Consider the following 25,942-nt stretch of genomic DNA (forward strand, 5'->3'; position numbering starts at 1 on the left):
CATGAGCGCATCTCCTTTCGCGGAGCACTCTAGCACACCGGGCCGGGGTTGGCGATCCTTCGAGGTGCGTTACGGATATTTTTTTGTCAAAGAACTCAGCCCCTACTCCCTATTGCGACACAGCCTCTTTGCAAAGGGGGCAGAGGGGGGATTCCGGTCTGATCGGCGGGAAGAGAGAGCAGATGCATTCGTGAATGTCCTCCTCGTCAATCCCCCCTTCGGGGGCCGGACGGATCTTCCCCCGCTGGGCCTGCTGTGCCTGGCGGGGGCCCTTCTGCAGGATGGTGCCGCGGTCGAGGTCCTCGATCTCGACGTGAGCGATGCAGCAGATCCGCCGGCAAGGCTCGGCGAGGCGCTCACGAGGCTGCATCCGGGCATCGTGGGCGTCACGGCCACGTCGGACAGCTTCCCGTCCGCCCTGTCGGTCTGCGGGAGGGTGAAGTCCCGTCTGCCCGGGGTCCTCACCGTCCTCGGGGGGATACACGCCACGATCCTCGGCGACCGCATTCTCCGGGACCACGGGGACGTGGACCTCGTCGTCCGCGGGGAGGGCGAGACCGCGATCCGCGAGATCCTGCGCGCATACCGGGCGGGGAGCCGCTTCGACGGGATTGCCGGCGTGTCCTTCCGGCAGGGGGGGAGGGTGATCCGCAACCCCCGCAGGGAAGGGGAAGACCTGGACGGCCTCCCGGCCCCGGCGCATCACCTGGTCGACGGCAAGCGCTACTGGGCGCGGGGGATCGCCTCGAGCCGCGGCTGCGCGCGCCGTTGCACCTTCTGCTCGATCCGCACCCTCTACGGGGGGGCCGTCCGTGCCCGGCGGACCGAGGGGGTGATCGATGAGATCCGCGTCCTTGACGTGGCTGGGGCGCGGAGGGTATTTTTCTCGGACGACAATTTCACCGCCGACGCCGGAAGGGTGGGTGCCCTGTGTCGCGCGATCGCCGGTGAGGGGTTTCACCGCCGCATCCGGTTCTTCGCCGAGGGGCGTATAGACGACATCTGCGAACACCCCATGCTGCCCGGCATCCTCGCCGACGCCGGGTTCGGGGCCCTGTACTTCGGGGCGGAATCGGGCTCACAGAGGATCCTGGACTACTACCGCAAGGGGATCACGCCGGCCGCCGTCGAGCGCTGCGTTGCGCTCTGCGTGGAGCAGAACCTGACACCCGTGGTGAGCTTCATCCTCTTCGGGCCGCGGGACACGGTTGCGACGATCCGCGAGACCCTCGCGCTGGCGAGGCGCCTCTTCGAGAACGGGGCCGAGATCGCCTACACGGAGATGCTGATCCCGTACCCCGGCACGCCGATCCAGGCGAGGCTGGCAAAAGACGGGCGCTTCAGGGAATCGGGTGCCGTGTACTACTTCGAGCCGTACAGCGGCCTCGACACGGACCACGTTCTGGGCCTGTTTGCCCTCGCCCGCAGGCTCGCGGCGCTTCTGTACCGCAACGAGCCCTTTGCGCAGGACAGGAGGGTTTACCGTGAATTCGGCTTCATGGACGAACTCCTCGCCGGCAGGGTGCCCGAGGGCCTCGATGCGTACCTTGCCGGTTTGGACGGAGGGTCACCGGGAAGGCGGGAGGCGGAGCAGCTCCGCAGGGAGGCCGTCCGCTTGGCCGGGCAGGTCGAGCGGCCCTGAGTCCATGCGGGAACCGGTCCTGCAAAATCCTCCCCGGCCCGCCTTTTCCAAAGGAGGGGGTTGAAGAGCGTCTTCACTTGCAGAGGGGATGCTTCCGGACTTCCCCCTTTACAAAAGGGGGATCGGGGGGATTTTCTTCCGGTACGGGTCGGTAAGATCGCGTGGAGCCGTCTTGCGCAACTTGACACGCAAGACGCATGACCGTCTCGCCGGGCGCACAGAACAGTCCCAGATAAACACGAGAGAGAAAAACGACGATTCGGAAGGGGGACCCATGATACAGGAATTTATGATCGACGGCACGCCCATCGCCTGCTGGGTCAACGACGGCGGGTTCGCAGCAGGTCGCAGGGGCATCGTGTTCGTGCACGGCTCCGGTGGCGACCACACGCTCTGGGAGCACCAGTACGAGGCCCTTCAGGCCGAGTTCAACGTGGCGTCCGTCAACCTCCCCGGCCACGGCCTGTCCGGCGGAGCGGGCGAGCGCGACGTGATGCGCTACGTGCAATGGGTGAAAAGGACGATCGGTGCCCTGGGCCTGAAGGGGCCCGTCCTCGTGGGTCACTCCCTTGGGGCGGCGATCAGCATGAATTTCGCGATCCACGAGGGCAGTCTGCTGTCGGCCATCGTCCCCGTCGGGGGCGGCGTGAAAATGCCCGTCAACCCCGCCATCCTCGAAAAGATCCACACCGATCTTCCCGGGGTGATCGCCATGATTGTCAAATTCGCCGTCTCCAAGCCGAACCGCGATGCCGTCGGTCCCTGGCTGCAGGCCGGGCTCGAAAAGGTAAACCCCGATGTGCTGTACGGCGATCTCTACGCCTGCGACAGGATGGACATCGCATCGACGGTCTCGAAGATCGGCATCCCGGTGCTGGCCGTCTGCGGGGACGAAGACAAGATGACGCCGCCGGACCTCTCGCGCTTCATCGCCGGTGCCGTCCCGGGCGCTAAGCTGGCCCTCGTCGAGGGGGCAGGCCACTACGTGATGAGGGAGAAACCGGCGGAGTTCAATGACGTCCTGACCGCGTTCGTGCGTCAATTGCCCTGAGGAGGAGATTCACGGTGCCGTAAGCCCGGGTGTCGGGACACGGAAGAGACCGGAGAGAGAAACCGAATCGACGCCGAAAGGAGGGACCATGAGCGGACGCAAATTCCAGCCCGGCGAAAGTTACAACTATCCCCTGATCATCAAGAAGCTCCTCGTGACGCCCCTGCTGTACGCCCCGGACCAGGAGATCGTCTACAGGGACAAGCTGCGCATGAGCTACCGGACCTTCCACGAAAGGGTCCACAGGCTCGCCAACGCACTCGACGGGCTCGGCCTGAAACCCGGCGGCACGGTGGGCGTCCTCGACTACGACAGCCACCGCTACCTCGAGTGCTTCTTCGCGATCCCCATGATGGGTTCGGTGCTGCACACCCTGAACTGGCGCCTTTCGCCGGACCAGATCCTCTACACGATCAACCACGCCGAGGACGATATCCTGCTCGTGCACACCGACTTCCTGCCCATCCTCGAGGCGATCCGGGACAGGCTCAGGACGGTCAGGAAGATCATCCTCCTGGCCGACGACGCTGCCGGGGCCGCTGCGAAAGGCGCCTTCGACGCCGAGTACGAAGTTTTGCTGAAGGAGAGCTCGGCTTCCTTCGACTTCCCTGATTTCGACGAGAACACGCGGGCCACAACGTTTTACACGACGGGGACGACGGGCCTGCCGAAGGGGGTCTATTTTACACACCGGCAGCTCGTCATGCACACCCTGTGCGGCTGCATCGCGCTGGGCGCCTACGACTCGGCCTGCCGGTTCCGCTCCAGCGACGTCTACATGCCCATGACGCCGATGTTCCACGTCCACGCCTGGGGGATCCCCTACATCGCCACGCTGCTGGGCGTCAAGCAGGTCTACCCGGGCCGCTACGAGCCGGAGATGCTCCTGAAGCTCATCCTGACCGAGAAGGTCACCCTCTCGCACTGCGTGCCCACGATCCTCCACATGCTCGTTTCGAGCCCCGCCGTGAAGAAGCTCGACCTCTCGCGCTGGCGTGTCGTGATCGGCGGCGCGCGGTTCCCGAAGGGGCTGGCCCAGGCTGCGATGGAACTCGGGATCGAGGTCATGTCGGGGTTCGGGATGTCCGAAACGTGTCCGATCATCAGCCTGGCGACGCTGAAACCGGGCATGCTCGGGTGGCCGAAGGAAAAGCAGGTCGACGTCCTGATCAAGACGGGGTTGCCCATCCCGCTCGTGGAGATGGAGATCGTCGACCCTGCGGGCAAGCCGCTTCCCCACGACGGAAAGACAACGGGGGAACTCGTGATGCGGGCCCCTTGGCTGACGGCGGGGTATGTCAAGGACCCGGAGCAGTCGAAGCTGCTGTGGCCTGACGGCTGGCTCCACGGCGGCGACATCGCCAACGTCGACCCCGAGGGCTACATCCAGATCACCGACAGGCTCAAGGATGTCATCAAGACCGGCGGCGAGTGGATCTCGTCGCTTGAACTCGAGAATCTCCTGAGCCAGCACCCGGCGGTATCCGAGACGGCCGCCATCGGGGTCCCCGACGAAAAATGGGGCGAGCGCCCGATGATGCTGGTTGTCCTGAAACCTGATGCCAAGGCTTCCCCCGGTGATCTGAAGGCCTTCATGCAGTCCTTCGTCGAGACGGGCAAGATTCCCCGGTACGGCCTGCCCGACCGCTACGAGATCGTGGCGGAGATCCCCAAGACCAGCGTCGGCAAGATCAACAAGGTCAGGCTGCGCGAGATGTATGCGAAGTAGACACGGAGAGACGGCAAGGAGATTGTTCCGCCCGCATCCCAAAGACGCAATCCAAGACTCAAGACAGCCCGGCCGGGCGGGCTGGGCCTGAAAGAAACGCGAGGGACGCCGATGGATTTCCAGAACATCCGATTCGAACGCGATGGGGCCGTGGCCACGATCCGGCTCAACAGGCCGAAGAACTTCAACGCCATAGACTTCGGCCTGGGGAATGATCTGGCGCGGGCCCTCGAGATGTGCCACGATGACGACGGCATCCGCGTCGTCGCAATCACGGGGGAGGGCAAGGCCTTCTGCTCGGGAGGCGATCTGAAGCTCTTTCGCGAGAAGATGGATCCCCACCCGCAGGACATCGTCCGGCAGCTCATCAAGGTCTTCAACGTGATCATCATGGGCATCCGGCAGATGCCGAAGCCCGTCGTGGCCGTCGTCAACGGGCCCGTCGGGGGAGGGGGGGTTCAGCCTGGCAGCGGCCTGCGACATCCGGGTCGCGGCCCGCTCGGCCATATTCCGCCAGGCTTACACGAGCATCAGTCTCGTCCCCGACGGTGCATGGACCCTTGTGGTGCCCATGCTGATCGGGTTCGGAAAAGCCACGGAGCTCGTCCTCCTCGATCCCGTTCTCTCGGCGCAGGAGGCGATGGAATGGGGCCTGGTGAACCGGGTGGTCGATGACGCCGATCTCTGGAGGGAGGCCGGCGAGATCATCGCGAAGCTTGCCGCCGGCCCGACGCGTGCCTTCGCGATCGCCAAGGAGAACCTCAACAACGCCATGCTTGGCCTCCTGTACCGGCAGCTGGAGCTGGAGCGCTCGGGAATGATCGCCGCGGCCAAATCCAGCGACTACCGCGAGGGCCTCACGGCGTTTTTCGACAAGCGCGCGGCCGTTTTCAGTGGCAGGTGACAGGTGACCGATTTCCCTCTTCCTGTGCCTTTTCCTGATACCTGACACCTTGGGTGATCGGTGAGAGATAGTGCAGCCAAGGAATACTGGCCAGATATGCCGGAGGCACCTATGGACTTCAAGACCATACAGGCCGTCGAGCTGGCGGGAGGGGTCGGAATCCTCACCCTCAATCGTCCCGAGCGCAGAAACGCCCTTTCCATCGAGATGCGCCGGGAGATCATGGCATGCATGGGCAAGTGGAGGGATTCCCCTGCGGTCGGCGTGATGATCATTACGGGTGCCGGCGAAGCATTCACCGCCGGGTTCGACCTGACGGAATTCGGCCGGCCCGAGCTGTACGGCGAGCTCTTCGAGACGTCATCGGCGTATCATCGGGAACTCTGGAATTTCCCCAAGCCCACCATCGCCGCGGTAAACGGCCCCGCGCTGGCGGGCGGGTTCGACCTGGCCAAGCTCTGCGACATCCGGATCTGCTCCCCGAAGGCCGTCTTCGGTCACCCCGAGATCAAGTTCGGCATCCCGCCGCTTGTGACGCCCCTGCGCTGGATCATCGGCGAGGGTCTGGCGAGGCACCTCTGCCTGACGGGAAAACGGGTGGATGCCATGGAGGCCTGCCGGATCGGTCTCGTGAGCGAGGTCGTGGACACGGAGAAGCTCCTCGAGAGGGCCGTGAAGATCGCCACGGAGATCCTGGAGACGCCCCTGGATGCCCTGAAAAGGACCAAGCAGCTGATGATCGACACCTCGGGCCTCGGCTTCGAGGAATCCTTCTGCAAGGAACACGACCGAATCTTCCAGGAGTACCTGCTGAAGAAGGCCTCGGAGAGCGCAAGGAAGTGAGGGGGTCCCCTCTTTTCCTGCTGAGAAAAAAGAGGCAGCCTTTTTACGGGCTGCCTCTTCTTCTGCTTGCCGCTTGATGAAGCCTACTTCAGGCTGCTCAGGATGTCCCTTGCGATGATGAGGCGCTGGATCTGGTTCGTGCCCTCGTAGATCGAGGTGATCCGGGCGTCGCGGTAGTATCGCTCCACGGGGAACTCGTTGGTGTAGCCGTAGCCGCCCAGCATCTGGATCGCCGCGTGGCATGCCCTCTCGGCCGCTTCCGTGGCGTAGTACTTGGCCATGGAGGCCTCGCGGGCGAAGAACTTGCCCTGTTCCTTCTTGAAGGCCGCGTTCATCAGGAGCAGCCGCGCCGCCTCGAGCTCCGTGTAGCTCTCGGCGATCATCCACTGGATGGCCTGGAAGTTGGTGATGGGCTGGTCGAACTGGAAGCGGTTCATGGCGTACTTGGTGGCATACTCGATGGCCGCCTGCCCGATGCCGAGCGCGAGGGACCCGATGCCGATGCGGCCGCCGGCCAGCTCGCCGACTGCCGTGCGGAACCCGTCATTCACCTTACCCATGAGGGCTGTCTTCGGGACGCGGCAGTCTTCGAAGAGCAGCTCGTTGGTGGCCGAGGCGTGCTGGCCCATCTTGTGCTCGGCCCGGCCGATCGTGAACCCCTTGGTCCCGTTTTCGATCAGGAACGTGCTGATGCCCTTGCCCTTGGGGGCCTTGGGGTCGGTGACGGCCCAGACGACGAAGACGCCGGCGTACTCCGCGCTGGTGATGAAGATCTTCGAGCCGTTGAGGACCCAGGAGTCGCCGTCGAGGACGGCCGTGGTCTTCATTCCCGAGGGGTCGGAGCCCGCCATCGTTTCCGTGAGGCCGAAACCGCCGGCGTAGTACTCGCCCGAGGCGATCTTCGGGATGTAGGCCTTCTTCTGCTCCTCGCTGCCGATGGCCTGGATGACCTCGCAGACCATGTTGTTGACGGACATGGTCACGCCCGTCGAAGCGCAGGCCCTGCCGATCTCCGTGACGGCCAGGCTGAAGGCGATGACGCCGGCCTCGGAGCCGCCGTACTGCTCCTTGACGTTGATGGCCATGAGGCCCAGCTCGCCGAGTTTCCTGAGGTTCTTCAGGAAGGTCTCCCGGTCTCCCTGCTGGTCCAGCTTGGCGGCGACGGGCTCCAGCTCCGCCTTGGCGAAGTTGCGGGCCGTGTCCTGGATCATTTTCTGGGTTTCTGTCAGTTCCAGATTCATAAATCTCTTGCCTCCCCTCTCCAGAATTAAAGCGAGACGGTCATCGCCTGCGCGACGACGATCTTCTTTTCCCAATCAATATAAAACCACCCACCCGCGGGCGCACCCCCGGCGATGGATGGATGATTGCCCATATCAGGTTGTGACGGGGAGGTCAAGGAGGGGTTCGCCGTCGAACCCGGCTCCCTGACCTCCCCCAGGTTTTCCTGTTTCGATCAGCCGTTGATGATCTTCTGGATGTGCGCAGGGTATTCCACCTTCTGCGGCAGGAAGATCAGCTCGGGGTCAACGAACTCTCTCAGCACGAACAGTTCCTTGTACGTGGGCTTCTTCGTCTCGCCCTCGACGCGGGAGACATTGAGGTTGAACCCGCAGTTCTCCTTGATCTGCTCAATGGTGACGCCGGGGTGGAAGGACTTGAGGTAGATCTCGCCCTTCTCGTCGAAGGCGTAGTTGCCCATGTTGGTCACGACGGCCACGGGGCCCGAATTGGCGTACGCCGTGCCCTTCCAGACCTCCTTCTTGGGTTTCCACTCGTTGGTCTTGAAGTCCCAGCACCACCACCCGGGGGTCGTGGTGTAGTCGTTGCGCTCGATGAAACGGCGCTTCTCCTGGAGGATGATGAACGCCGTGCGGTGCGCCATCGTCCCGATGTCGGAGTTCCCGCCGGAGCCCGTGAAGCGGTGGGCCGGGCTGTAGTAGTCCCCGATGGAGGTGACGTTGACGCCGCCGTACTTGTCGATGGCCGCGCCGCCGAGGAACCCCAGGGTGACGTAGCCGTTCTGCAGGTAGTAGCCGAACGTGTCTACGAGGCCGCCCAGGGTGGAGCTCATGTTGGCCGCCCGCTGGTCACAGACGGACATGGGGACGTGCATCGTCTTGCCGTCGCAGATCCCGGACTCGTAGATCAGCAGCGCGTTGGGCGCGTTGATGAAGTTCGCCGTCATGATGCCGACCATGGGAAGGCCCGTGCCCGCGAACACGATGTCGTCGTTGCGAACCTGGTGAGCGATCTGGATGGCCATCAGCTCCGGGAGGATGAACTCGCCTGGCTTCGCCGGCTCATCGGGAATCTTGTCGATCAATTCCATCAACTGTTCCATTGTTTTTGCCATAGTCGTGTTCCCCCCTTTCTTTAGTATCCGCTCATGGCGACGGACAGAGGCATCTTCATCCTGGGTGCCGGTTTCTTGCCTCTCATCATCCTCGTGCTGTAGCCGGTGACGCTGTCGGCCTTGAGGTCGAGGAGCCGCTTGGCGCCCAGTTTCACGATGAATTCCTCCCAGTTCTTGGGCCCGTAGACCCACTCGTCGAGCCACTTCTTCATGTCTTCGGGGTTCCTGGACGCGGCGTCCATGCCCCTCATGAAGGGTGCGTCGTAGTCGTAGTAGAAGGGAACGGAGCTCGGGAAGGCGCCCCAGGGGCATTCCACGATGGCATCCACCACGAAGTAGGGGATCTGGTTGGCCTCGGGCACCTTTCTCATTTCGGACTCGGGGACGATTTCCTCGGCCAGGATGACGACCTTGTCGGCCGCGTAGGCGATTTCCTTGTCGATCGTGCCGACGCCGCGCCAGCGCGCCGTACCCTTGTCGCCCGCCTGGGCGACGTGGATGACGGCCAGCTCGGGCCGTGCGGCGGGCAGCAGGATCGTCTCACCCTCGCCCCAGAAAGGCTCTTCGAACTGGATGAACTTCTTCTTGGGGATCTTCGGGTTCTTGCCGTCGCGCATGCCGGCCCTGCCGAGCGCGTCGTACTTGGGGTTGTAGAGGTCGGAGCCGAGCGGCGCGTTGTAGGGAATGAACGGCGCGCCGATCGCACCGGCCAGGAAACGCATGGCCATTGCGCCGTGCGAGTAATCCTCGAGAATCATCTCCCCCTTCTTGTAGCGCCTCTCGAGGTTGACGTCCAGCTTTCCGGCCATCTCGCCCCAGCCCATCCAGTCCGTCTCGTAGATCTTCATGGCGCCGGCCGCATTCAGCAGCCAGGTGCAGCAGCTCCCGTGACGGTCAATGACGTGCAGGTTCTTCACCCCCTGGCGCACCGTCTGCCAGGCAAAGGCGAAGGGGTTCCGGTTGAAGCCCGTGAAACCACTCCAGGCGACCATGGCCCCGTCGTGCATGAAAGCCTTGCAGGCTTCCTCGAGGGACATGATCTGTGCCTTTTTGGTCTGTGTGCGAAGCCGTGGCATTGTTACCTCCTTTTCGGTACTCGTAGAGCCCCACGATCAGTAATGATAATGAGCACGAAAGACTCCCCCAATAATCCTGAAATCCGGCGGTTCACCTCCTTTCCGGTCGAATATGAGAAAAGCTCAGTCTCGCGGACGCTGACGCTTTGCTCTGGCCCGATTGCGACGCGGTAAATCCCCCTCAGGGTCGTCCTGCCCGGCGCGGGCGCAACTCCACTGTGCTTGACTATTTGTGGGAACGGGTGAAACCAGGGGCAATGCCGTCTCTCCTGTGGGCCCCTGGATACGATACCGGTTTATCGATGGGGTTTGCCTCGCGGAATGCCTGTTTCAGCGGCCCCGCCTCTGGTTGACTGCGTTCCCTATCGATATCCCCGCTGGGCGGGGAAACTGGTCATCGGGTGAGCGGAGGATATGAGGCACCCGGAACCGTGAATCCCGGGTGTTGCCATGATTGTAACGCTACATCGGCTTTATATTAATCGCGGCCGCACTGTCAAGAAAAAATTGGCCTTTTCCCCGGAAAAAACAGTCCAGGAGCACCGCCCCGGCCGACTGCCCCAACCCCAATCGTCGGACCCCCGGTCTTTTGTTTCAATTCGGGGTCGATAGTGGTATAAACTCAAAACCTGTGATGAAACACTGCCTGTCCCGACAGCGGGCCCGGACAGGTCGAATAGACAGACCCGTGACGGAGGTACTTGAATGCATTATCGGAATCGTTGGACGTGGGCCCTCGTGGCGGTTCTCTGCATGGTCCTTCCGGCGGGTATGGCAGGCTGCAGCAAGGAGAGCAAGAAGGAGAGCCATTTCAAGAAGGGCGAGGCCTACCTGGCGGAGAGCAAGTTCCGGGAGGCCGTCATCGAATTCAAGAACGTCCTGCAAATCGATCCCAACGACTCGAAGGCCCAGCACAAACTCGGCATGGCCCAACTCGGGGCGGGAGACCCCCGCGAGGCCCATGCCGCATTCAGCAAGGCGGTCGAGCTCGACCCGAATTTCCTCGAGCCCCGCCTGCAACTGGGACGTCTCTACCTCATGGCACGGGAGCCCGAGAAGGCCCGCGAGCAGGCAAGGCTGATTCTCGAAAGGGACCCGAAAAACGCCCAGGGGCACCAGCTGATGAGCATGGTACACCTTGGTGACCGCAAGCTTCCCGAAGCCATCGCCGCGGCCGTAAAGGCCGTCGAGGCCGACCCGAAGAAGGCGGAGTCCCATCTGAACCTTGCCGGGCTCTACATCCTGAACAAGGACCTGCCCAAGGCCGAGGAGGCCTTCAAGGCCGCCGTGGCTGCCGAGCCCGGCTCCGTTCAAGCACGGCTGGCCCTTGCGGGCTTTTACGCGCGATCGGGCAGGCAGAAGGAGGCCGAGGAGGCCTATATCGAGACGACGAGGCTCGCCGGCAAGGAGACGACGGCCTGGGTTGCCCTCGGGAACTTCTACATCTCGCAGAGGCGCCTCGAGGATGCCGAGAGGCAATTCGTACAGGCCGCAGAGGTCGCCCACAAGAAGGCCGCAGCCCTCGTCTACCTGGGCGACTTCTACATGGCGTGGAACAAGCGCGACAAGGCCCTCGAGGCATACAAAAAAGCAGCCGACAGCGAACCCGACAGCGTCGCGCCGCAGGTGAAGCTGGCCGAGCACTACTTGGCCGACCGCAAGACCGACGAGGCCTCCAAGGCCCTCGAGAAGATACGGAAGATCAACCCCAAGAGCCACGAGGCGACGATCATCCAGGGCCAGATCCACGTGGCGAAAAACGAGTTCGCGGAGGCCATCACGCTGCTTCAGGGCTACCTGAAGGACAACCCCAAGTCGGCCGCGGGACACTACTATCTGGGTCTTGCCCAGTTCGGCAACCGTGACGTGCAGCAGGCCAAGGCCCGGATCACCGAGGCCATCAACCTCAACCCCCGCTGGCTCGAGCCGAGGCTCGTCCTGGCCGACATGGCCCTTTCGACGGGCGACAGCAAGACGGCCATCGAGACCCTGCAGGCTGTTCTCAAGGAAGACCCGAAGAACACCCGCGCGCTGATGGGGCTAGGCAATGCCTATGTCGTAAGGGGTGACTGGGGGCGGGCGGGGAGCACCTTCGAGGAACTCATCAAGATCAACCCCCAGAACGCCGCGGCCTATGTCCAGTCGGGGCGAGTCTACCTTGCCCGCAAGCAGGAGAAGGAGGCCCTCGCCCGCTTCGAGAAGGCCCTTATGCTTCAGCCCGGCGCCGTCGAGCCCATGCGTTACATCGTCAACTCCCACATGGCCCAGGGCGAGACTCAGAAGGCCATCGAACGGGTCGAGACACAGCTCAAGGCCTCCCCGGGCAACCCCTATTTTTATAATCTCCTCGGGGCACTTTACGAAACGAAGAAGGATACGGCATCGGCCGAGCAATACTACCGTAAATCCATCGAGTCCGACCCCGGCGCGCCCGATCTCTATGTGTCGATTGCCAGCTTCTACGTGAGGCAGAACATGGCCGACAAGGCCGTAGGCGAACTCAACACTGCCCTGCAGAAGAACCCAAACTCGATTTCAGCCCTCATGGCACTGGCCGGCATCTACCAGGGCCAGAACAAGAACGACCTTGCGAAGGAGAACTATAGGAAGATCCTGAAAATCAACCCCAAATTCCCGCCGGCGGCAAACAACCTGGCCTACATTTACGCCGACGAGAACACAAATCTCGACGAGGCCCTCACACTGGCCCAGGCTGCCAAGGAGGCCCTTCCCGACAACCCCTACATGGCCGACACCCTGGGGTGGGTCTACTACCGAAAGAACGTCTACACAAGGGCCATCGTCTACCTGAAGGAAGCGGCAGAAAAGCTTCCCAACCAGCCCATGGTCCGCTACCACCTCGGCATGGCCTATCACAAGAACGGCAATGCCGACCTCGCCCGGAAAGAGCTCACGAAGGCCCTCGAACTCGATCCGAAATTCAAGGGAAACGAGGAGGCGAGGGCAATCCTACAAAAAAAGTAAGGCCGCAAAGGGGCAATCTACAAAAAAAGGAGGTCGGTTTTTTCAGCCGGCCTTCTTTTTTGCTCTCTCCGCTACTAACGCGGAAAAATATAAATCGCCAATGTTTTCAAGTTATTCCGCAAATTTGATGTAAAAATAACCGACAAATCTAGAAAATCTTAAGCCCTGGAACCCGCATCAGAGGGCGTTTTCAATGTAATACTTTAATATTGTTATAGATTATCAAGTTTTTTAGAAGCCGTGTTTGGAATGATAGTTGCACCATCATAATGCAATACCGATCAGCACGTTCGCCTGAAAGCTCGCACTGCGGAAGTCTTTCACTGACGTCGCCTGGCCGGGTCTGTTCCTCTCCTCTCCCTTTAATCCAAGATCTGTATGGATACGGGTTTTGAGGAGTCGATGCATCGGTCTGATTCGATTCATTTTTTGAAAATTTGTAATCGAGGGGGCGAAGCTGTATCCAGGAAAGGAAATTTTGTTATTTCGGGCAAACGAATAATTCATACTTTCGTCGTATTGCTTTCCACAGTCGGTTGCGTAGAATACCTGTAAGTACGATGAGCAAGGGGATAATTATCGTAAAATTTTTTTACAATTATTTATTGCCAAGTCTGAAGCGGCCTTTTATAATGTGTTACACGTCGCCAGCCACTGTCGGTGCTGCTTACGGCATCGGAAACGCGTATCTCAGCGGGGCCGGACCGGCCTGGTTACCTGATTTTTGGAGAGAGAGGATGAGAAGGCTTCAGATCGCAGGTCTGTTTCTGCTGGTGTATTGTCTCCTGTTAAATCCCATCCCGGGTTTGGCTCAACAAACGGCCCCCGACTCCGGTAAACCAGAGAAGAAGGAATCCACGGCAAGGGACGAACTACAGAAGAAGCAGGCAAAGGCTGCCGTGGCAGCCGACAGCGGAACCTACGTCATCGGCCCCGAGGATGTCCTCTATATTTATGTCTGGAAAGAGGACAACCTGTCCCGCACCGTTCCCGTCCGCATGGACGGGATGATCTCCATTCCCCTTGTGGACGACGTGAAGGCGGCAGGCCTCACGCCTCTTCAGCTCAAGGAAGTGCTGCTGGCCAAGCTCCGGGAGTACGTAGACACCCCCGATGTCACCGTCATCGTGACGGAGGCAAACAGCTACAAAATTTATGTCCAAGGCGAAGTGAGAACACCGGGGGTGATCCGTCTCCGCACGGAAACATCCCTCGTGCAGGCCATTGTCCTTGCAGGCGGCTTTACCGACTGGGCAGACAAGAAGAAGATCACGATCCTCCGCAAGGAGGGGGGCAAGGAATCCCGTATCCGGGTCAACTACAACAAGATCATCGACGGCGATGCGGGTCATCCGGACGTCATCCTCAAGTCCGGCGACATCATCATCGTTCCAAACTAATCCGACCAGCAGAATGTCATTGCGAGAAGGCCTTGAGGTCGACTCGGCAATCCCAATCGTACACAGAGATTGTATTTTCTGCGACTCGCCGAGACCGGTCATTTTCCCTGATAGATAGAATAGACAGCACAGACGGATTCAACCAAAAAGGAGGGGCTCTTTGTGAGACGAAAGCAATCGATCGCGCTGGCGTGTCTGTTTTTTCTACTTATCCTGGCAAACCATGCGGCCGGACAGGACAGTGCAGCAGGTACATCCGGCCCGTCCGGGTCAACCGCGCCCCCGGGGACTTCGGCGACGACTGAACGGTTGGCGCCGTTTACGATAACCGGAGAAAGGGGACCTGCCGGTCCTGTGCCTCTGCCCGGTGGGGCTCGTCTGGAATTGCGGCCCTTCGTGAGCGTCCAGGCGCGGTACACAAGCAACGTGGATCTTTCGCCCGACGGCCCAGGCAAGAAGGAGGACTGGATCACCACCATCTTCCCGGGGATCTCGTTCATCAGCAACGATGCGCGCCTCGGCGCGGAGTTGAATTACCGGGCCGGTTTCAACTTCTACGCCCACGAAAGCGAAAGGAACTACGTCAGCCACGACGGCCTTGTGAACCTTCGATACAATCCCGACCCGCGTCTGACCTTCCGGCTCCGAAATTTTCTCCAGCGTTCCGACGAGCCTCGTCAGCAGCTTTTCGGGGCAGGTGAAACCGGCCATCTCCTGACGTCGTTTGCGGGCAGGCAGCGATACTGGCGCAACGTGGTCGAACCGGCCGTTGACTGGCAGTTCGCTCGGGAGAGCACAATCGGCCTGTACTATCGAAACAATATTCTTCGAAATGACAGCAGCGCATACGAGGACAGCACGGAGCACTATGTCAGCCCTCGTCTCACGTACTGGTTCGACCAGAGAAACGGGGTCGTCCTCGAGTACGGATACACGGACGGGGAGTTCCAGCGGTCACCCGATTTAACCGGACACAGGGCCTACGCGCGTTACAACCATCGCACAAGCGCCACAACGACGCTTTTCGTGGATTACGAATTCTTGTCCCGTGACTACGACGACTCGGGCAACGACTACATCGTGCATGCTCCCGCCGTTGGGATCGATTATTGCTTCAGTCCAACGCTGACCGGTACAGCAAGGGCGGGTTACTTCCGGTGGGACCCCGACCGGGGGGATGCCGAGGACGGGTTCAACGGATTGCTCAGCCTCACGCAGAGGGACAGGCTGACAACGTACACCCTGATCCTCGAAGGAGGCTACCGCGAAGATTTGTTCTCTGCGGAAAACTTGGGTTTCACTCAGTACTACCGTGCTTCGGCTGTAGTGAGTCATCGCTTGACAGAGCGGTTCTCCGCGGGATTGGTCGGAATCGTCGAGCGGACGGACTTTGCCCAGAACCCGCGAAAGGACTGGCTCTATACGGCAGATGTCACGGCAGACTACCGGGTTCTGCGGTGGCTCAGCATCGGTGTGCGGGTCGGCTATGCGGAGTGTGACTCGAATATCCCGACCTCGAGCTACGACGAGTGGCATGCCTTCCTGACGCTGACAGCAAGCTACAACGTATTCTAGCCTTTCCGTACGTCTTCGAACACAACGTTGATGATCTGGTCGAATGACCGAACAGCCTGAATGGACGCAATAGACTGACTAGACGGGTGCCGAATATGATCAACCCCGGCCGCTCCTACAACCTCGACGACTACAAGGAAATCTTCCTGCGCAGGAAGCTCTACTTTATTATCCCTCTCGTGGTCGTTTTCCTGGGCGCTTGCCTCGTTGCAGCTTTGACTCCGAGAAAATACATGGCGTCTACACTTGTCCTTGTCACGCCTCCGCGAATCCCGGCCGAACTGGTCCGGTCCACGGTAACCAGCGGCATCACGGAGCGGCTCAACTCCATCAGCCAGGAGATCATGAGCCGCACGAGGCTGGAGGCGGTCATCGACGAGCTGAAGCTCTTCCCAGAAGAGTCGAAGAAGATGGACCGTGAGGCTCTCGTCGCAATGATGAGGCAGAATATCAAAGTGGAAATCCCTCAAAGAGCATCGGAAAACGTTGGCTATTTCGCAGTCAAATACACTTCGAAAGATCCTGTCATGGCGGCCGCCGTGGCAAACAAGATATCTTCGCTCTTCATCGAGGAGAATCTGAAACAACGAGAACAGCAGGCCGTCGGCACTTCGGAGTTCCTTTCGAACGAGCTCAAGACGACGAAGGAGAAACTCGAGGCTCAGGGAAAAGAACTGGCGGACTACAAACGGAAGCATCTGGGGGAATTGCCGGAACAGAGGGATACAAACATCCGGCTCTTGGAGCAGCTTCAGCAGCTATACCAGCGCAACGAAGAGAGCCTGAGAGCGGCGCAAGACCGGCAGCTGCTGATCGGTAGGCAGATGAGAGAGCTGGAAAACCCTTCTGCGCAACCTGCTGAAGGAGCTTCAGGGACGAGGTCCCGGGGGAGTTTCGAGACCCAACTTGACGATATGAAGAAAAATCTGGCGGAGCTGCAGTCGCGATACACCGATCGACATCCCGATGTTGTGACCCTGAAGCGCAAGATCGCCGAAATGGAAAAGCGCAAGGAGGTCTTTAACATCAAAAACGATCCGCGCTATCGGGAACTCGCGAATAATATGACAGCGACAGAGATGGAGATCAGGCGCCTTCAGGAAGAAAGCGGCAAGCTGCGAGCACAAATCGGACAGTATCGGGCCAGGATCGAGGGGGCCACCGTACGGGAACAGCAGATGTCCTCGCTCGTACAGGAGTATGAAAACACCAAGAGGCTCTATGAGTCATTATTGAAGAAGAGCGAAGAGGCCCAGCAAGCAGAAAATCTTGAGAGGCGTCAGAAGGGGGAGCAGTTCCGCGTGGTGGACCCGGCCAGGGTGCCTGACAAGCCTTTCCAGCCTGACATCCCAAAGATTTTACTTATGGGTCTCATTGCTGGTTTGGCCTGCGGCCTGGGGGGCATTTTCGCCCGTGAGCAAATCGATCGCTCCTTTCATGACCCAGAGGATGTGGAGGCCACCCTAGGCCTCAAGGTGCTCGCCAACATCCCCAAAATCATCAGCAAGGCATCGTAACTATGTACAACAAATTTTACGGATTGAAAGACAAGCCGTTCGAGATCACGCCGGACCCCAGGTATCTCTACCTGAGTGAGAGCCACCGGGAGGCGCTGGCCCACCTGACCTACGCTCTTAACGAGTCAAAGGGCTTCACGGTCATCACAGGAGAGGTCGGCACGGGTAAGACGACCCTTGTGCAAATGCTCCTGTCCCGGCTCGACAGTCACACGCGCATTGCCCACCTGTTCAACCCGAAGCTCGGCACTCGCGACTTTTTCAAGTACATCTGCCAGGACTTCGGGCTGAAAACAGATGGGTTTTCCACCAAGGGGGAATTCCTTTCCCTGCTCCACACCTTCCTCATGGAATGCTATGCCCGACGGGAACGGGTGGTCCTCATCATCGACGAGGCCCAGACGCTGTCGCCTGCCCTCCTTGAGGAGGTACGGCTACTCACCAACCTTGAGACGCCTAAGGCGAAGCTGCTGCAGGTGGTCCTTCTGGGCCAGCCGGAGCTTGACAGAACGCTGGCACAAAACGAATTCCGCCAGCTCAAGCAGCGCATTTCGCTGCGCTTCAACCTCAAGCCCTTGAACAGGCAGGAAACAGGAGAGTACATCGTTCGAAGGCTCAAGGCGGCGGGGGCAAGAAACACAGATCTCTTCGACGACGATGCCATCAAGGAGATTTACAAGTATTCCAAGGGGATTCCCCGGCTCATCAATGTCATATGCGACAACAGCCTGATGACGGGCTTTGTCTATGAGAAACATCGAATAGACAAAAACATCGTGCGCGAGGTCATCAAGGACATGGAAGGGCCTGCTGTGAGAAAAGGCTGGAAGGCCATCTTTCTGCCCGCAATCGTCATCCTTGCCATTGCGGGGATCCTCGTTGCCTGGTGGGGAGATCTCAGCTTCGGCAATCGCCCTTACGCAGGGGAAAGTGTACAGAAGGTCTTTCGCAGCAAGATTTCTAGAGTCCTCGAGATCACCTCCCTCGAACGCTTTGATAAAGCCGCCGAAGCGGTACGCACGGCTGGTTTTTCCGTTGAGCAGGCTATTCCCTCCGCTGACCCGGGGCAGAGGAACGAGAGGGCACAGTGAAAACACGGTATGGCGCAACAGACCGGATAAACCGAATACACTGAAAAGGAGAAACGGGCGGTCACATGGGGAAGTTGTACAAGGCTCTCGAGAAAGCTGAAAAGGAGCGCAGCCAGGCAAAGGGCCTGGGGGGGGCTCAAGGGGAGACGATCGCACAGATTCCGGAGCCGACATTCACAGGGGCAGCAGCGCCGGTGCCCTTGACGGTGCCCGAGGAAATTGAAGCAACCCCTGCGAAGATCCCGGAGCCGCAGCCGGCAAGGGCTATCCCACCCGTTTCGATCCCGGTTTCCGAAGAAGTCGAAGCATATTCGGCGAAGAACACGGAGCCGCAGCCGGCAAGGGTTTATCCGCCCATTTCCCTGCCGGTACCGGATGAGATCGTCTTCCCCGATTTCGACGAGAAACTGGTGGCATACCGCGAGCCCGGCTCCGTTGTGTCCGAGCAGTTTCGAAAGCTGCGGACGCAGCTCCTTACGCTGAAGCTTCCCAATCAGCCCAAGACGATCATGGTCACCAGTGCCGCGGAAGGGGAGGGAAAAACGCTCGTCTCTACCAACCTGGCCACCATCCTCGCCCATGACCTGCACTCCTATGCGCTGCTCGTGGATGCCGATCTCCGGAATCCCGCTCTTTCCCGCTGGTTTGGGTTGACCAACGGCCGCGGGCTCTCCGATTACCTGACCGGAGGTGCAGACATTCCGCAGCTGCTCTTGAAGACAAAAATCGCAAAGCTCACGATCCTCTCGAGTGGGAGTACTAGGGAGAACCCTGTCGAGTTGATCGGCTCCAAACGGATGGAAGCTCTCGTCAATGAACTCAAGAGCCGCTACAGTGACAGATATATCATCTTCGACTCATCGCCCCTGCTGGCCACGACGGAGCCCAGCGTGCTTACCAAGCTCGTCGACGGCATCATCCTGGTGGTCAGGGCTGGTTCGACGCCGCGCGAAACCGTGAAGCAGGCACTCACGACAATCGACCCTTCCAAAGTTCTCGGTGTTGTCCTGAACGACTTGGCCCTGGAGTCGAAAGAACTCAATGCTCGGTATTTCGGCTCATCCCGCTATTACTACCGTTATGGGTATGGTAGCTCGAAGGAGCGCGGCGACGATGCAACGGTAGCGGACAGGATCATGAAAAATGTGTTTCGGTTTTTCAAAAAAGACAGTTGAGCCCTGACGTAAAGTCGAAGCATTCCAAGTCCCGAATCCCGATTGACGTAGAGAGATCCTGGCTGCTTCGAAGGCGTATCGCACGCCTGGCGTGGTGACACACGAGATGGAATTGAGCGGAGACAATTGACGAAGCCCATCATTCTTGTGAAGACAATGAACGGTGCCGCGCATGGGCAAGAAAAGCGAAAATATATAGATGGCCTCAACGGAGCGGGTCCCCCACCCCCGTGGCCGTCAACTTGACCGGGAGTTGCGTTCCACGAGAGTGTGCACTCCTGAAAGAAACGATATGAAAGATTCATCGGCATTCCCATGTAACCGACGGGGCGAAAGCGCGCCTTCTTGCTATGTCCCTGAAATCTCCCCCACTCACCCCCTCGGTGGTAAGGGCAGGGTTGAGGGTGGAAGGTCATTCGCACATGATGTCTTTTCCGACCCAGAACGGCAACGGGTCCCGCGCTGAAAAGTCAGCATCGTTTTAACCGCACAGTCAGAAATGGTCTGAGAAATGTCTGAAATGGTAAGTTTTAACCATCGGTCGTCAATGAGCTATATTTTGGCCTTCGTCGACGGCATTTTGATTTTGGGATCGGTGCTCGTGGCGGTATCGATATATCCTATGGGCAGGTGTGGCCCGTTTCTCGCCGAGCCATATCCGGTTCTCAAGGTCATGATCGTCGTGGTTGTCGCTGAGGTAACACTCTATTACTTGGATTTGATGGATTTGAAATTGCTTCGGCACAGAATCCGGATGTCGGTCCAACTGGCGAAGGCAGTCGGGCTGAGTTTACTGGCTCTGGTGGTCATTTACTTCATGTTACCGAATATAGCCATGAGCCACAGAGCACTATTTGTGTGTTTGGCCCTGATCTTTGGGCTGACGTTCTTCTGGAGGTTGATATATCCATGGATCGCGAGCAATGGCCTTTTTAAGGAGAGGGTCTTGATCGTCGGTACGGGGGATTTGGCCAGGCAGATCTATAAGGAAATAGGAGAAAATGGACTGGACGCTTACGAAGTCGTGGGTTTTGTGGACGAGAATGGAAAGAGAGTCGGAGAGAAAATCGCACCCGATGATCATCGGGGATTTCAAGCAAATCTCTTCCATCTGCAGAACCTGTCAAATTGACCGCGTGATCGTGGCCCTTGACGAGCGGCGCGGGAGTCTTCCCTTGAACGAGCTTCTGCAGTGCCGGCTCAAGGGGATTCATGTCGACGACGGTATCTCCTTCCGCGAGAGCCTGTTGGGGAAACTATCCATCGAACATCTGCCGCCGAGCGCCATTATCTTCTCAAACGGGTTCCGAGGGGTAATGGTCTACAAGGGAATCAAGCGCGCATTTGATCTCGCTGTTTCGATTTTCGCCCTTTTCCTTTTTCTGCCCCTGTGCCTGCTGATCGCGCTGGCCATAAAGCTGGATTCCCGGGGTCCCGTGTTTTACACGCAGGAGAGGGTTGGCCAAGACGGCAGGCTGTTCAGCCTGATCAAATTCCGCTCCATGACGGTGGACGCGGAAAAAGACGGGCCTGTGTGGGCCCTAGTGAACGATAAGCGAGTAACCCGAGTCGGAAGATGGCTGCGAAAACTGCGTTTGGATGAGATTGCCCAGATCATCAACGTCATTCGGGGTGAAATGAGCCTCGTCGGGCCACGGCCGGAAAGACCGTATTTTGTGCGAAAGCTGGAGAAGGAGATTCCTTTCTATTGCCATAGACATGCGGTCAAGCCCGGTATTACGGGTTGGGCACAGATTTTGTATCCTTATGGAGCGACCATGGAGGACGCAAAGGAGAAATTGAAATACGACCTGTACTACATCAAGCACCTGTCACCCATTATGGACCTACGGATCATTGCGGACACGGCGAAAATCGTGCTTTTCGGCCGCGGTGCCCGCTGACCGACGAGTGATGCGGAAAATGACTTCAAAGCCCCTCTCCGATGAGACGGACAGAACAGACTGAATTGACAGAATAGACGGAACGGACCTTCGTTGGATGGATGGTGAAAGCATGCCATTAAGAGATCAAATTCGAGCCTTCATTCTCGAAAATTTCATCCTGGAAAAGCCGGATGATCTGAAAGACGATGAATCCATGCTGGAAAAGGGAATCATGGATTCAACGGGTGTGCTCGAGCTCGTTGCCTTTTTGGAGAGTACGTACGAGATCAAGGTAGAGGACGAGGAATTGATTCCGGAAAACCTGGACTCGATCAAGAGCATCGTCAGCTACCTCGAGAGAAAGCTGGCCCAGGCATCAAGACCGCAAGAAGAACAAGCCCCCGCCTCCCAGGCCTGATTCATGCAGGCCCCCGCCTCTCAATATCTTTCTATCTTTCGATTTGGATAAACATAGAAAGACTTTTGTTCGTCCTGGCTCAGACGGATTGACGGAACAGGCGGTAAGACCGAACGGGCCATCACTAGACGGAACAGACCTCCATGCTTCTCCAGCAATTCCTCGAAGACAGCTCCCGCAGGTACCCTGACAAAGTGGCCCTCATCCACCGCGGCGAAAGGCTGACGTACGATGCAATCAACCGTAGGGCAAACCAGGTTGCGGCCCTTCTCCGGTCTGAGGGGATTCGCAGGGGCGACCGTGTCGCCGTCTTCCTCGACAATTGCATAGAAGCCGTCATCTCGCTCTTTGGCATCCTGAAAGCCGATGCCGTCTTCTTAATGCTCAATCCCCAGTTAAAAGCTCCGAAACTGGCTTACATCCTGGACAACTGCGGGGCGAAAGCATTTATTTCCGACACCGGCAAGCTCAAAGGTGTTTCTGACGTCATTCCTTCAAGCCAAGCCCTTGAGGCTGTCGTCCTGACAGGCAATCGTAAACATATTGATCCCGGACTGCATCGAAACGTGATTGCATGGTCGGAAACAGAGCAACTGCCGGATTCCCAGGCCGGCATCAGGAATGCAAACATCGACATCGACCTTGCATCCATCATCTACACGTCCGGTTCCACGGGCAATCCCAAGGGGGTCATGCTGACGCACCTCAACATGGTTTCGGCGGCAACCTCCATCACGACTTATCTCGAGAATGTGCCCGAGGATGTCGTTATCAATGTCCTGCCGCTGTCATTCGACTACGGCCTGTACCAGGTCCTCATGACGTTCAAATTCGGCGGGACGCTGGTCCTGGAAAAATCCTTCGTCTTTCCGTACGAGATTGTGAAAAGGATGTCTGAGGAGCGCGTGACAGGATTTCCGGGCGTGCCGACGATCTTTGCCATCCTTCTGCAAATGAAAGATCTCAAGAAGTACGACTTGAGTTCCCTGCGGTATATCACCAACACGGCTGCCGCTCTCCCGGTGACCCACATCAAGCAGATTCGGGAGACCTTTCCACAGGCCAAACTTTATTCCATGTACGGTCTGACCGAGTGCAAGCGGGTCTCCTACCTGCCTCCGGAGGAACTTGACCGCAGGCCAGATTCTGTCGGGCGTGGAATGCCGAACGAGGAAGTCTGGATCGTCGATGAGAGTGGAAACCGCCTGGGACCTGGCGTCGTGGGCGAACTGGTCGTGCGGGGCTCAAACGTGATGAAGGGCTACTGGGGTGACATTGAGGCAACGGACCGCGTCTTGAAACCAGGCCCTCTGCCGGGCGAAAGGGTTCTCTACACCGGTGACCTTTTCCGTATGGACGAGGAGGGCTTCATCTATTTCGTTGGCCGGAAGGACGATATGATCAAGACCCGTGGAGAGCGTGTCAGTCCCAAGGAGGTCGAGGACGCCCTTTACGCGGCAGCAGGAGTTGCGGAAGCTGCCGTTCTTCCCGTTCCAGACGATCTCCTGGGCAGCGCCATCAAGGCCTACATCGTACGGAAGGAGGGAGCCGACCTCACCGATAAGCAGCTTCTTCTCCACTGCAAGAGAATGCTGGAGGAGTTTGCCATCCCGAAGTACTTCGAATTCAGGGGTGCTCTCCCCAAGAACGCCTCCGGCAAGATCGACAAACTCGCCCTCAAAGCCGAACTCGAGAATAAACAGCCTTAGGCGGAACGGACCGTTCGATAGAGCCGGACAGACCGAACGCCCGAACAGACGAAAGAGATCATTATGAAATACTGCAATCGTTGCGTGCTCCCCGAGAACTTTCCTACCATCGACTTCGACGAAAACGGTTTGTGCAACTACTGCCGGACGTTCGAGAAGGAAAAGAATCCGCAAGAGGTGAAAAACAGGCATCGGGCGAAATTTGAAAGGCTGTTGGAAACGCACAGAGGGAAGAAGGATTACGATGTCCTGATGGCATACAGCGGTGGAAAGGACAGCACCTACACCCTGGATATCTTCAAGAATCATTACGGGCTGCGCGTGCTTGCCCTCAGCTTTGATCACGGATTCATGTCCCCCTATGCGATGAAGAACATTGCCGCGGTCGTCGAGAGGCTTGGAATTGACCACGTCATTTTCAAGCCGAACTTCGAGCTGATGAAGAAACTCTTCCTCTTGTCCATCGGCGAAAACCTCTATTCGAAAAAGTCTCTGGAAAGGGCAAGCACGATCTGCTCATCCTGTATGAACATGGTGAAGTTCATTGCACTCAAAATAACGCTCGAGAAGGAGATCCCCTTTATCGGGTATGGCTGGTCTCCCGGGCAAGCCCCTGTCCAATCCTCTGTTATGAAGAACAGCGCAGCCTTCGCGAAGGCAACCCAGAAGGTCCTTTACGATCCTCTTCACGCAAAACTGGGAAACGAGATCAACCCCTATTTTCTGTCCGACGAGCATTTCAGCGACTCAGAGAGGTTTCCCTACAATATCCATCCCCTGGCATTCCTTGAATACGACGAGGAAAAGATCTACAGCCGGATTCGGGAACTGGGCTGGCAGCCCCCTCAGGATACGGATCCCAACTCGACCAATTGTTTGATGAACGCCTTCGCCAACCACGTACACCTGCAGCAGCATGGCTTTCACCCCTATGCATTCGAGGTGGGCGGTTTGGTGCGGATGGGCGTGATGTCACGTGAGGAGGGATTGGCAAGGCTCAACAAACCAGGGAACGAAGAGGTGATCCGGGCAGTCAAAAAAAGACTCGGCCTTACCTGATCTCTCGGCGAAACGAACAAAATAAACAAAACAGGCGAAACAGACGACAGATCATCCGGATTGATTTCACTTGAAATCTCTTCGATTCCTCGCTGCTGTCATTGTTTGCCTCGCACTCGTCATATTTGCGAAAATCTATAATGACACCTACTCCATCGAAGTCCGCCATTATCGGATCGCACACAATCGGCTGGCCGAGGCCTTGCGCAACGCGAAGGTGGTCTTCCTCTCCGATCTGCACATGAGGAGATTCGGGCCGCGCGAGCAGGAGATCATCGGCATACTCAAGGAGGAAAAACCGGAGGTCATCCTGCTCGGAGGGGATTACATCTCCTTCCAGGGTTCCTACGATCCGGTCATGGCGTTTTTTCAAGAATTGCCGCAGGCATATGCCGTGATGGGAAACTCGGATTATTACAACGAAAACGGGTCGTGCATCCTCTGCCATAAACCGAATTCCCGAGAGTTGAAGTCCGACCCGAACATTCTTTTCCTGCGGAACGGATCGACCCTTCTCCACAACGCCGGGGGGCGGGTGAACCTGGTCGGCCTGGATGACCCGGTCAATAAAAGGGGCAAGATCGCAGAGGCCATGCGCAGTACCGACTCCTCTCACCCGTCCATCCTTGTCACACATTCGCCCGATGTGTTCGAGGAGGCGGCTGCACGGGGGATTGATTTCGTGCTCGCAGGACATAATCACGGGGGGCAAGTATTCCTGGCAAGATACCTGAAAGGACAGATGCTTGTGGATCCGGCTTTTGAGTACCTCGACGGGTTCTTCCATAAGGGACGCACCCTGATGTATGTCGGCAGGGGCATTGGGACGAGTTTTTTCCCGTTCCGGCTCGGCGTGCGGCCAGAAGTCGCGTTTTTTCAGTTTGTCCATGAGACCGGAGACGCGGCACATCATTCTCAAACGGTGTCCTCGATAAGCGAGGAGCGTCGCACCGCTTCGTTTTCGACAGAGAATCTTTTGGATCTCATGGGGCTCTCAAATGGACTCCTGCGATCGGGTCGAAAGAAACACCGCATCGGCCCTTCCGGGAAACTCTTCGACTTCGAGTCTGATGCGGAACTGCAGTTCCTCAATTGGGAGTGCCACAAATGGTTTGAGCGCTCTCGCAACCATGCCACATCGGGAGAGTACAGCCTCGAGGTCACGTTGCCTGCCGGCGAGTATCCAGGGATCAAATTTCTTGAAATAGAGAAAGACTGGTCGGCCTACCGGCGATTCAAAGTGGACGTGTTCAATCCGGAAACGGAACCGTTGACCCTGCACATCCGGATTGATGACAGGAAAAGCGGATGGGACTACGGGGAGCGTTTTGACCGTGACTTTAGAATCAAGAACGGAAATTGCGAAATCTCCATCCCGCTTGATTCTCTGAAAGCAAACATCACCCTTCGGTCCCTGGATTTAAAGAACATAGAGCGACTCATGTTTTTTATCCCCAGTAACGACAGGAAGAGAACATTTCACATCGACAACATCCGCCTCGAATAACCACGAATTGTCTGGACGG

General features: G+C 58.3%; 21 protein-coding genes. 18 read left to right on the forward strand and 3 right to left on the reverse strand.

Going from position 1 to position 25,942, the window contains the following annotated elements:
• Positions 1 to 190: 190 nt before the first annotated feature.
• The 6 genes from HPY67_00005 to HPY67_00030 all read left to right on the forward strand — a co-directional run bounded on the left by HPY67_00005 (position 191) and on the right by HPY67_00030 (position 6,169).
• The gene (locus tag HPY67_00005) at positions 191 to 1,642 is read left to right on the forward strand and encodes a B12-binding domain-containing radical SAM protein (protein ID NPV03106.1); all 1,452 of its coding nucleotides are present in this window, start codon (positions 191 to 193) and stop codon (positions 1,640 to 1,642) included.
• A gap of 274 nt (positions 1,643 to 1,916) precedes the next feature.
• Positions 1,917 to 2,693, forward strand: coding sequence for an alpha/beta hydrolase (locus HPY67_00010; GenBank protein NPV03107.1), 777 nt, complete (start codon positions 1,917 to 1,919; stop codon positions 2,691 to 2,693).
• 88 nt (positions 2,694 to 2,781) lie between these two features.
• Positions 2,782 to 4,422: a fatty acid--CoA ligase gene (locus HPY67_00015; protein NPV03108.1), complete on the forward strand. Its 1,641-nt coding sequence runs from the start codon at positions 2,782 to 2,784 to the stop codon at positions 4,420 to 4,422.
• Positions 4,423 to 4,533: 111 nt separating this feature from the next.
• Positions 4,534 to 5,097, forward strand: coding sequence for an enoyl-CoA hydratase/isomerase family protein (locus tag HPY67_00020; protein NPV03109.1), 564 nt, complete (start codon positions 4,534 to 4,536; stop codon positions 5,095 to 5,097).
• The gene (locus HPY67_00025; protein NPV03110.1) at positions 4,994 to 5,326 is read left to right on the forward strand and encodes a hypothetical protein; all 333 of its coding nucleotides are present in this window, start codon (positions 4,994 to 4,996) and stop codon (positions 5,324 to 5,326) included. Before HPY67_00020 ends, HPY67_00025 begins: the two co-directional genes overlap by 104 nt.
• Before the next feature lie 111 nt (positions 5,327 to 5,437).
• Complete coding sequence (locus HPY67_00030) at positions 5,438 to 6,169, forward strand: enoyl-CoA hydratase/isomerase family protein (GenBank protein ID NPV03111.1); 732 nt, start codon at positions 5,438 to 5,440, stop codon at positions 6,167 to 6,169.
• 83 nt (positions 6,170 to 6,252) lie between these two features.
• Here the strand turns inward: HPY67_00030 and HPY67_00035 are convergent, their stop codons facing one another.
• The 3 genes from HPY67_00035 to HPY67_00045 form a co-directional block, all read right to left on the reverse strand.
• Positions 6,253 to 7,410, reverse strand: coding sequence for an acyl-CoA dehydrogenase (locus HPY67_00035; GenBank protein NPV03112.1), 1,158 nt, complete (start codon positions 7,408 to 7,410; stop codon positions 6,253 to 6,255).
• A 215-nt stretch (positions 7,411 to 7,625) separates the two neighbouring features.
• The gene (locus HPY67_00040; protein ID NPV03113.1) at positions 7,626 to 8,501 is read right to left on the reverse strand and encodes an acyl CoA--acetate/3-ketoacid CoA transferase subunit beta; all 876 of its coding nucleotides are present in this window, start codon (positions 8,499 to 8,501) and stop codon (positions 7,626 to 7,628) included.
• 44 nt (positions 8,502 to 8,545) lie between these two features.
• Positions 8,546 to 9,601: a CoA transferase subunit A gene (locus HPY67_00045; GenBank protein ID NPV03114.1), complete on the reverse strand. Its 1,056-nt coding sequence runs from the start codon at positions 9,599 to 9,601 to the stop codon at positions 8,546 to 8,548.
• A 705-nt stretch (positions 9,602 to 10,306) separates the two neighbouring features.
• Here HPY67_00045 and HPY67_00050 point away from each other — a divergent pair.
• The 12 genes from HPY67_00050 (at position 10,307) to HPY67_00105 (ending at position 25,923) form a co-directional block, all read left to right on the forward strand.
• A complete protein-coding gene (locus tag HPY67_00050; protein NPV03115.1) occupies positions 10,307 to 12,586 on the forward strand; it encodes a tetratricopeptide repeat protein in 2,280 nt (759 codons plus the stop codon).
• A gap of 560 nt (positions 12,587 to 13,146) precedes the next feature.
• Positions 13,147 to 13,986: a sugar transporter gene (locus HPY67_00055; GenBank protein ID NPV03116.1), complete on the forward strand. Its 840-nt coding sequence runs from the start codon at positions 13,147 to 13,149 to the stop codon at positions 13,984 to 13,986.
• Between the two features lie 162 nt (positions 13,987 to 14,148).
• Entirely contained in the window at positions 14,149 to 15,561 is a 1,413-nt protein-coding gene (locus tag HPY67_00060) for an outer membrane beta-barrel protein (protein NPV03117.1), read from the forward strand.
• A 95-nt stretch (positions 15,562 to 15,656) separates the two neighbouring features.
• Positions 15,657 to 17,078, forward strand: a complete 1,422-nt coding sequence (locus HPY67_00065) for a hypothetical protein (protein ID NPV03118.1) — start codon at positions 15,657 to 15,659, stop codon at positions 17,076 to 17,078.
• Positions 17,079 to 17,080: 2 nt separating this feature from the next.
• On the forward strand, positions 17,081 to 18,169 hold the full coding sequence (locus HPY67_00070) for an AAA family ATPase (protein ID NPV03119.1): 1,089 nt from the start codon (positions 17,081 to 17,083) through the stop codon (positions 18,167 to 18,169).
• A 65-nt stretch (positions 18,170 to 18,234) separates the two neighbouring features.
• Entirely contained in the window at positions 18,235 to 19,344 is a 1,110-nt protein-coding gene (locus HPY67_00075) for a polysaccharide biosynthesis tyrosine autokinase (protein NPV03120.1), read from the forward strand.
• 559 nt (positions 19,345 to 19,903) lie between these two features.
• Positions 19,904 to 20,476 (forward strand): hypothetical protein, encoded by a 573-nt coding sequence (locus tag HPY67_00080; GenBank protein ID NPV03121.1) that lies wholly within the window; start codon positions 19,904 to 19,906, stop codon positions 20,474 to 20,476.
• Positions 20,421 to 21,248: a TIGR03013 family PEP-CTERM/XrtA system glycosyltransferase gene (locus HPY67_00085; GenBank protein ID NPV03122.1), complete on the forward strand. Its 828-nt coding sequence runs from the start codon at positions 20,421 to 20,423 to the stop codon at positions 21,246 to 21,248. Before HPY67_00080 ends, HPY67_00085 begins: the two co-directional genes overlap by 56 nt.
• Positions 21,249 to 21,360: 112 nt before the next feature.
• Entirely contained in the window at positions 21,361 to 21,648 is a 288-nt protein-coding gene (locus HPY67_00090) for an acyl carrier protein (protein NPV03123.1), read from the forward strand.
• Between the two features lie 143 nt (positions 21,649 to 21,791).
• Entirely contained in the window at positions 21,792 to 23,357 is a 1,566-nt protein-coding gene (locus tag HPY67_00095; protein ID NPV03124.1) for an AMP-binding protein, read from the forward strand.
• A 63-nt stretch (positions 23,358 to 23,420) separates the two neighbouring features.
• The gene (locus HPY67_00100; GenBank protein ID NPV03125.1) at positions 23,421 to 24,416 is read left to right on the forward strand and encodes a hypothetical protein; all 996 of its coding nucleotides are present in this window, start codon (positions 23,421 to 23,423) and stop codon (positions 24,414 to 24,416) included.
• 70 nt (positions 24,417 to 24,486) lie between these two features.
• Complete coding sequence (locus tag HPY67_00105; protein ID NPV03126.1) at positions 24,487 to 25,923, forward strand: hypothetical protein; 1,437 nt, start codon at positions 24,487 to 24,489, stop codon at positions 25,921 to 25,923.
• Positions 25,924 to 25,942: the final 19 nt, after the last annotated feature.

This window comes from Syntrophaceae bacterium (assembly GCA_013177795.1).
Lineage (GTDB): Bacteria > Desulfobacterota > Syntrophia > Syntrophales > UBA2192 > UBA2192.

Excerpts from the sequence above, each read along its gene's own strand:
- HPY67_00065 (NPV03118.1), top strand. The coding sequence starts at position 15,657 with ATGATCAACCCCGGCCGCTCCTACAACCTCGACGACTACAAGGAAATC.
- HPY67_00100 (NPV03125.1), top strand. The coding sequence starts at position 23,421 with ATGAAATACTGCAATCGTTGCGTGCTCCCCGAGAACTTTCCTACCATC.
- HPY67_00075 (NPV03120.1), top strand. The coding sequence starts at position 18,235 with ATGGGGAAGTTGTACAAGGCTCTCGAGAAAGCTGAAAAGGAGCGCAGC.
- HPY67_00050 (NPV03115.1), top strand. The coding sequence starts at position 10,307 with ATGCATTATCGGAATCGTTGGACGTGGGCCCTCGTGGCGGTTCTCTGC.
- HPY67_00070 (NPV03119.1), top strand. The coding sequence starts at position 17,081 with ATGTACAACAAATTTTACGGATTGAAAGACAAGCCGTTCGAGATCACG.
- HPY67_00020 (NPV03109.1), top strand. The coding sequence starts at position 4,534 with ATGGATTTCCAGAACATCCGATTCGAACGCGATGGGGCCGTGGCCACG.
- HPY67_00040 (NPV03113.1), bottom strand. The coding sequence starts at position 8,501 with ATGGAATTGATCGACAAGATTCCCGATGAGCCGGCGAAGCCAGGCGAG.
- HPY67_00085 (NPV03122.1), top strand. The coding sequence starts at position 20,421 with ATGATCATCGGGGATTTCAAGCAAATCTCTTCCATCTGCAGAACCTGT.
- HPY67_00095 (NPV03124.1), top strand. The coding sequence starts at position 21,792 with ATGCTTCTCCAGCAATTCCTCGAAGACAGCTCCCGCAGGTACCCTGAC.
- HPY67_00035 (NPV03112.1), bottom strand. The coding sequence starts at position 7,410 with ATGAATCTGGAACTGACAGAAACCCAGAAAATGATCCAGGACACGGCC.
- HPY67_00090 (NPV03123.1), top strand. The coding sequence starts at position 21,361 with ATGCCATTAAGAGATCAAATTCGAGCCTTCATTCTCGAAAATTTCATC.
- HPY67_00010 (NPV03107.1), top strand. The coding sequence starts at position 1,917 with ATGATACAGGAATTTATGATCGACGGCACGCCCATCGCCTGCTGGGTC.
- HPY67_00015 (NPV03108.1), top strand. The coding sequence starts at position 2,782 with ATGAGCGGACGCAAATTCCAGCCCGGCGAAAGTTACAACTATCCCCTG.
- HPY67_00045 (NPV03114.1), bottom strand. The coding sequence starts at position 9,601 with ATGCCACGGCTTCGCACACAGACCAAAAAGGCACAGATCATGTCCCTC.
- HPY67_00030 (NPV03111.1), top strand. The coding sequence starts at position 5,438 with ATGGACTTCAAGACCATACAGGCCGTCGAGCTGGCGGGAGGGGTCGGA.
- HPY67_00025 (NPV03110.1), top strand. The coding sequence starts at position 4,994 with ATGCTGATCGGGTTCGGAAAAGCCACGGAGCTCGTCCTCCTCGATCCC.
- HPY67_00055 (NPV03116.1), top strand. The coding sequence starts at position 13,147 with ATGAGCAAGGGGATAATTATCGTAAAATTTTTTTACAATTATTTATTG.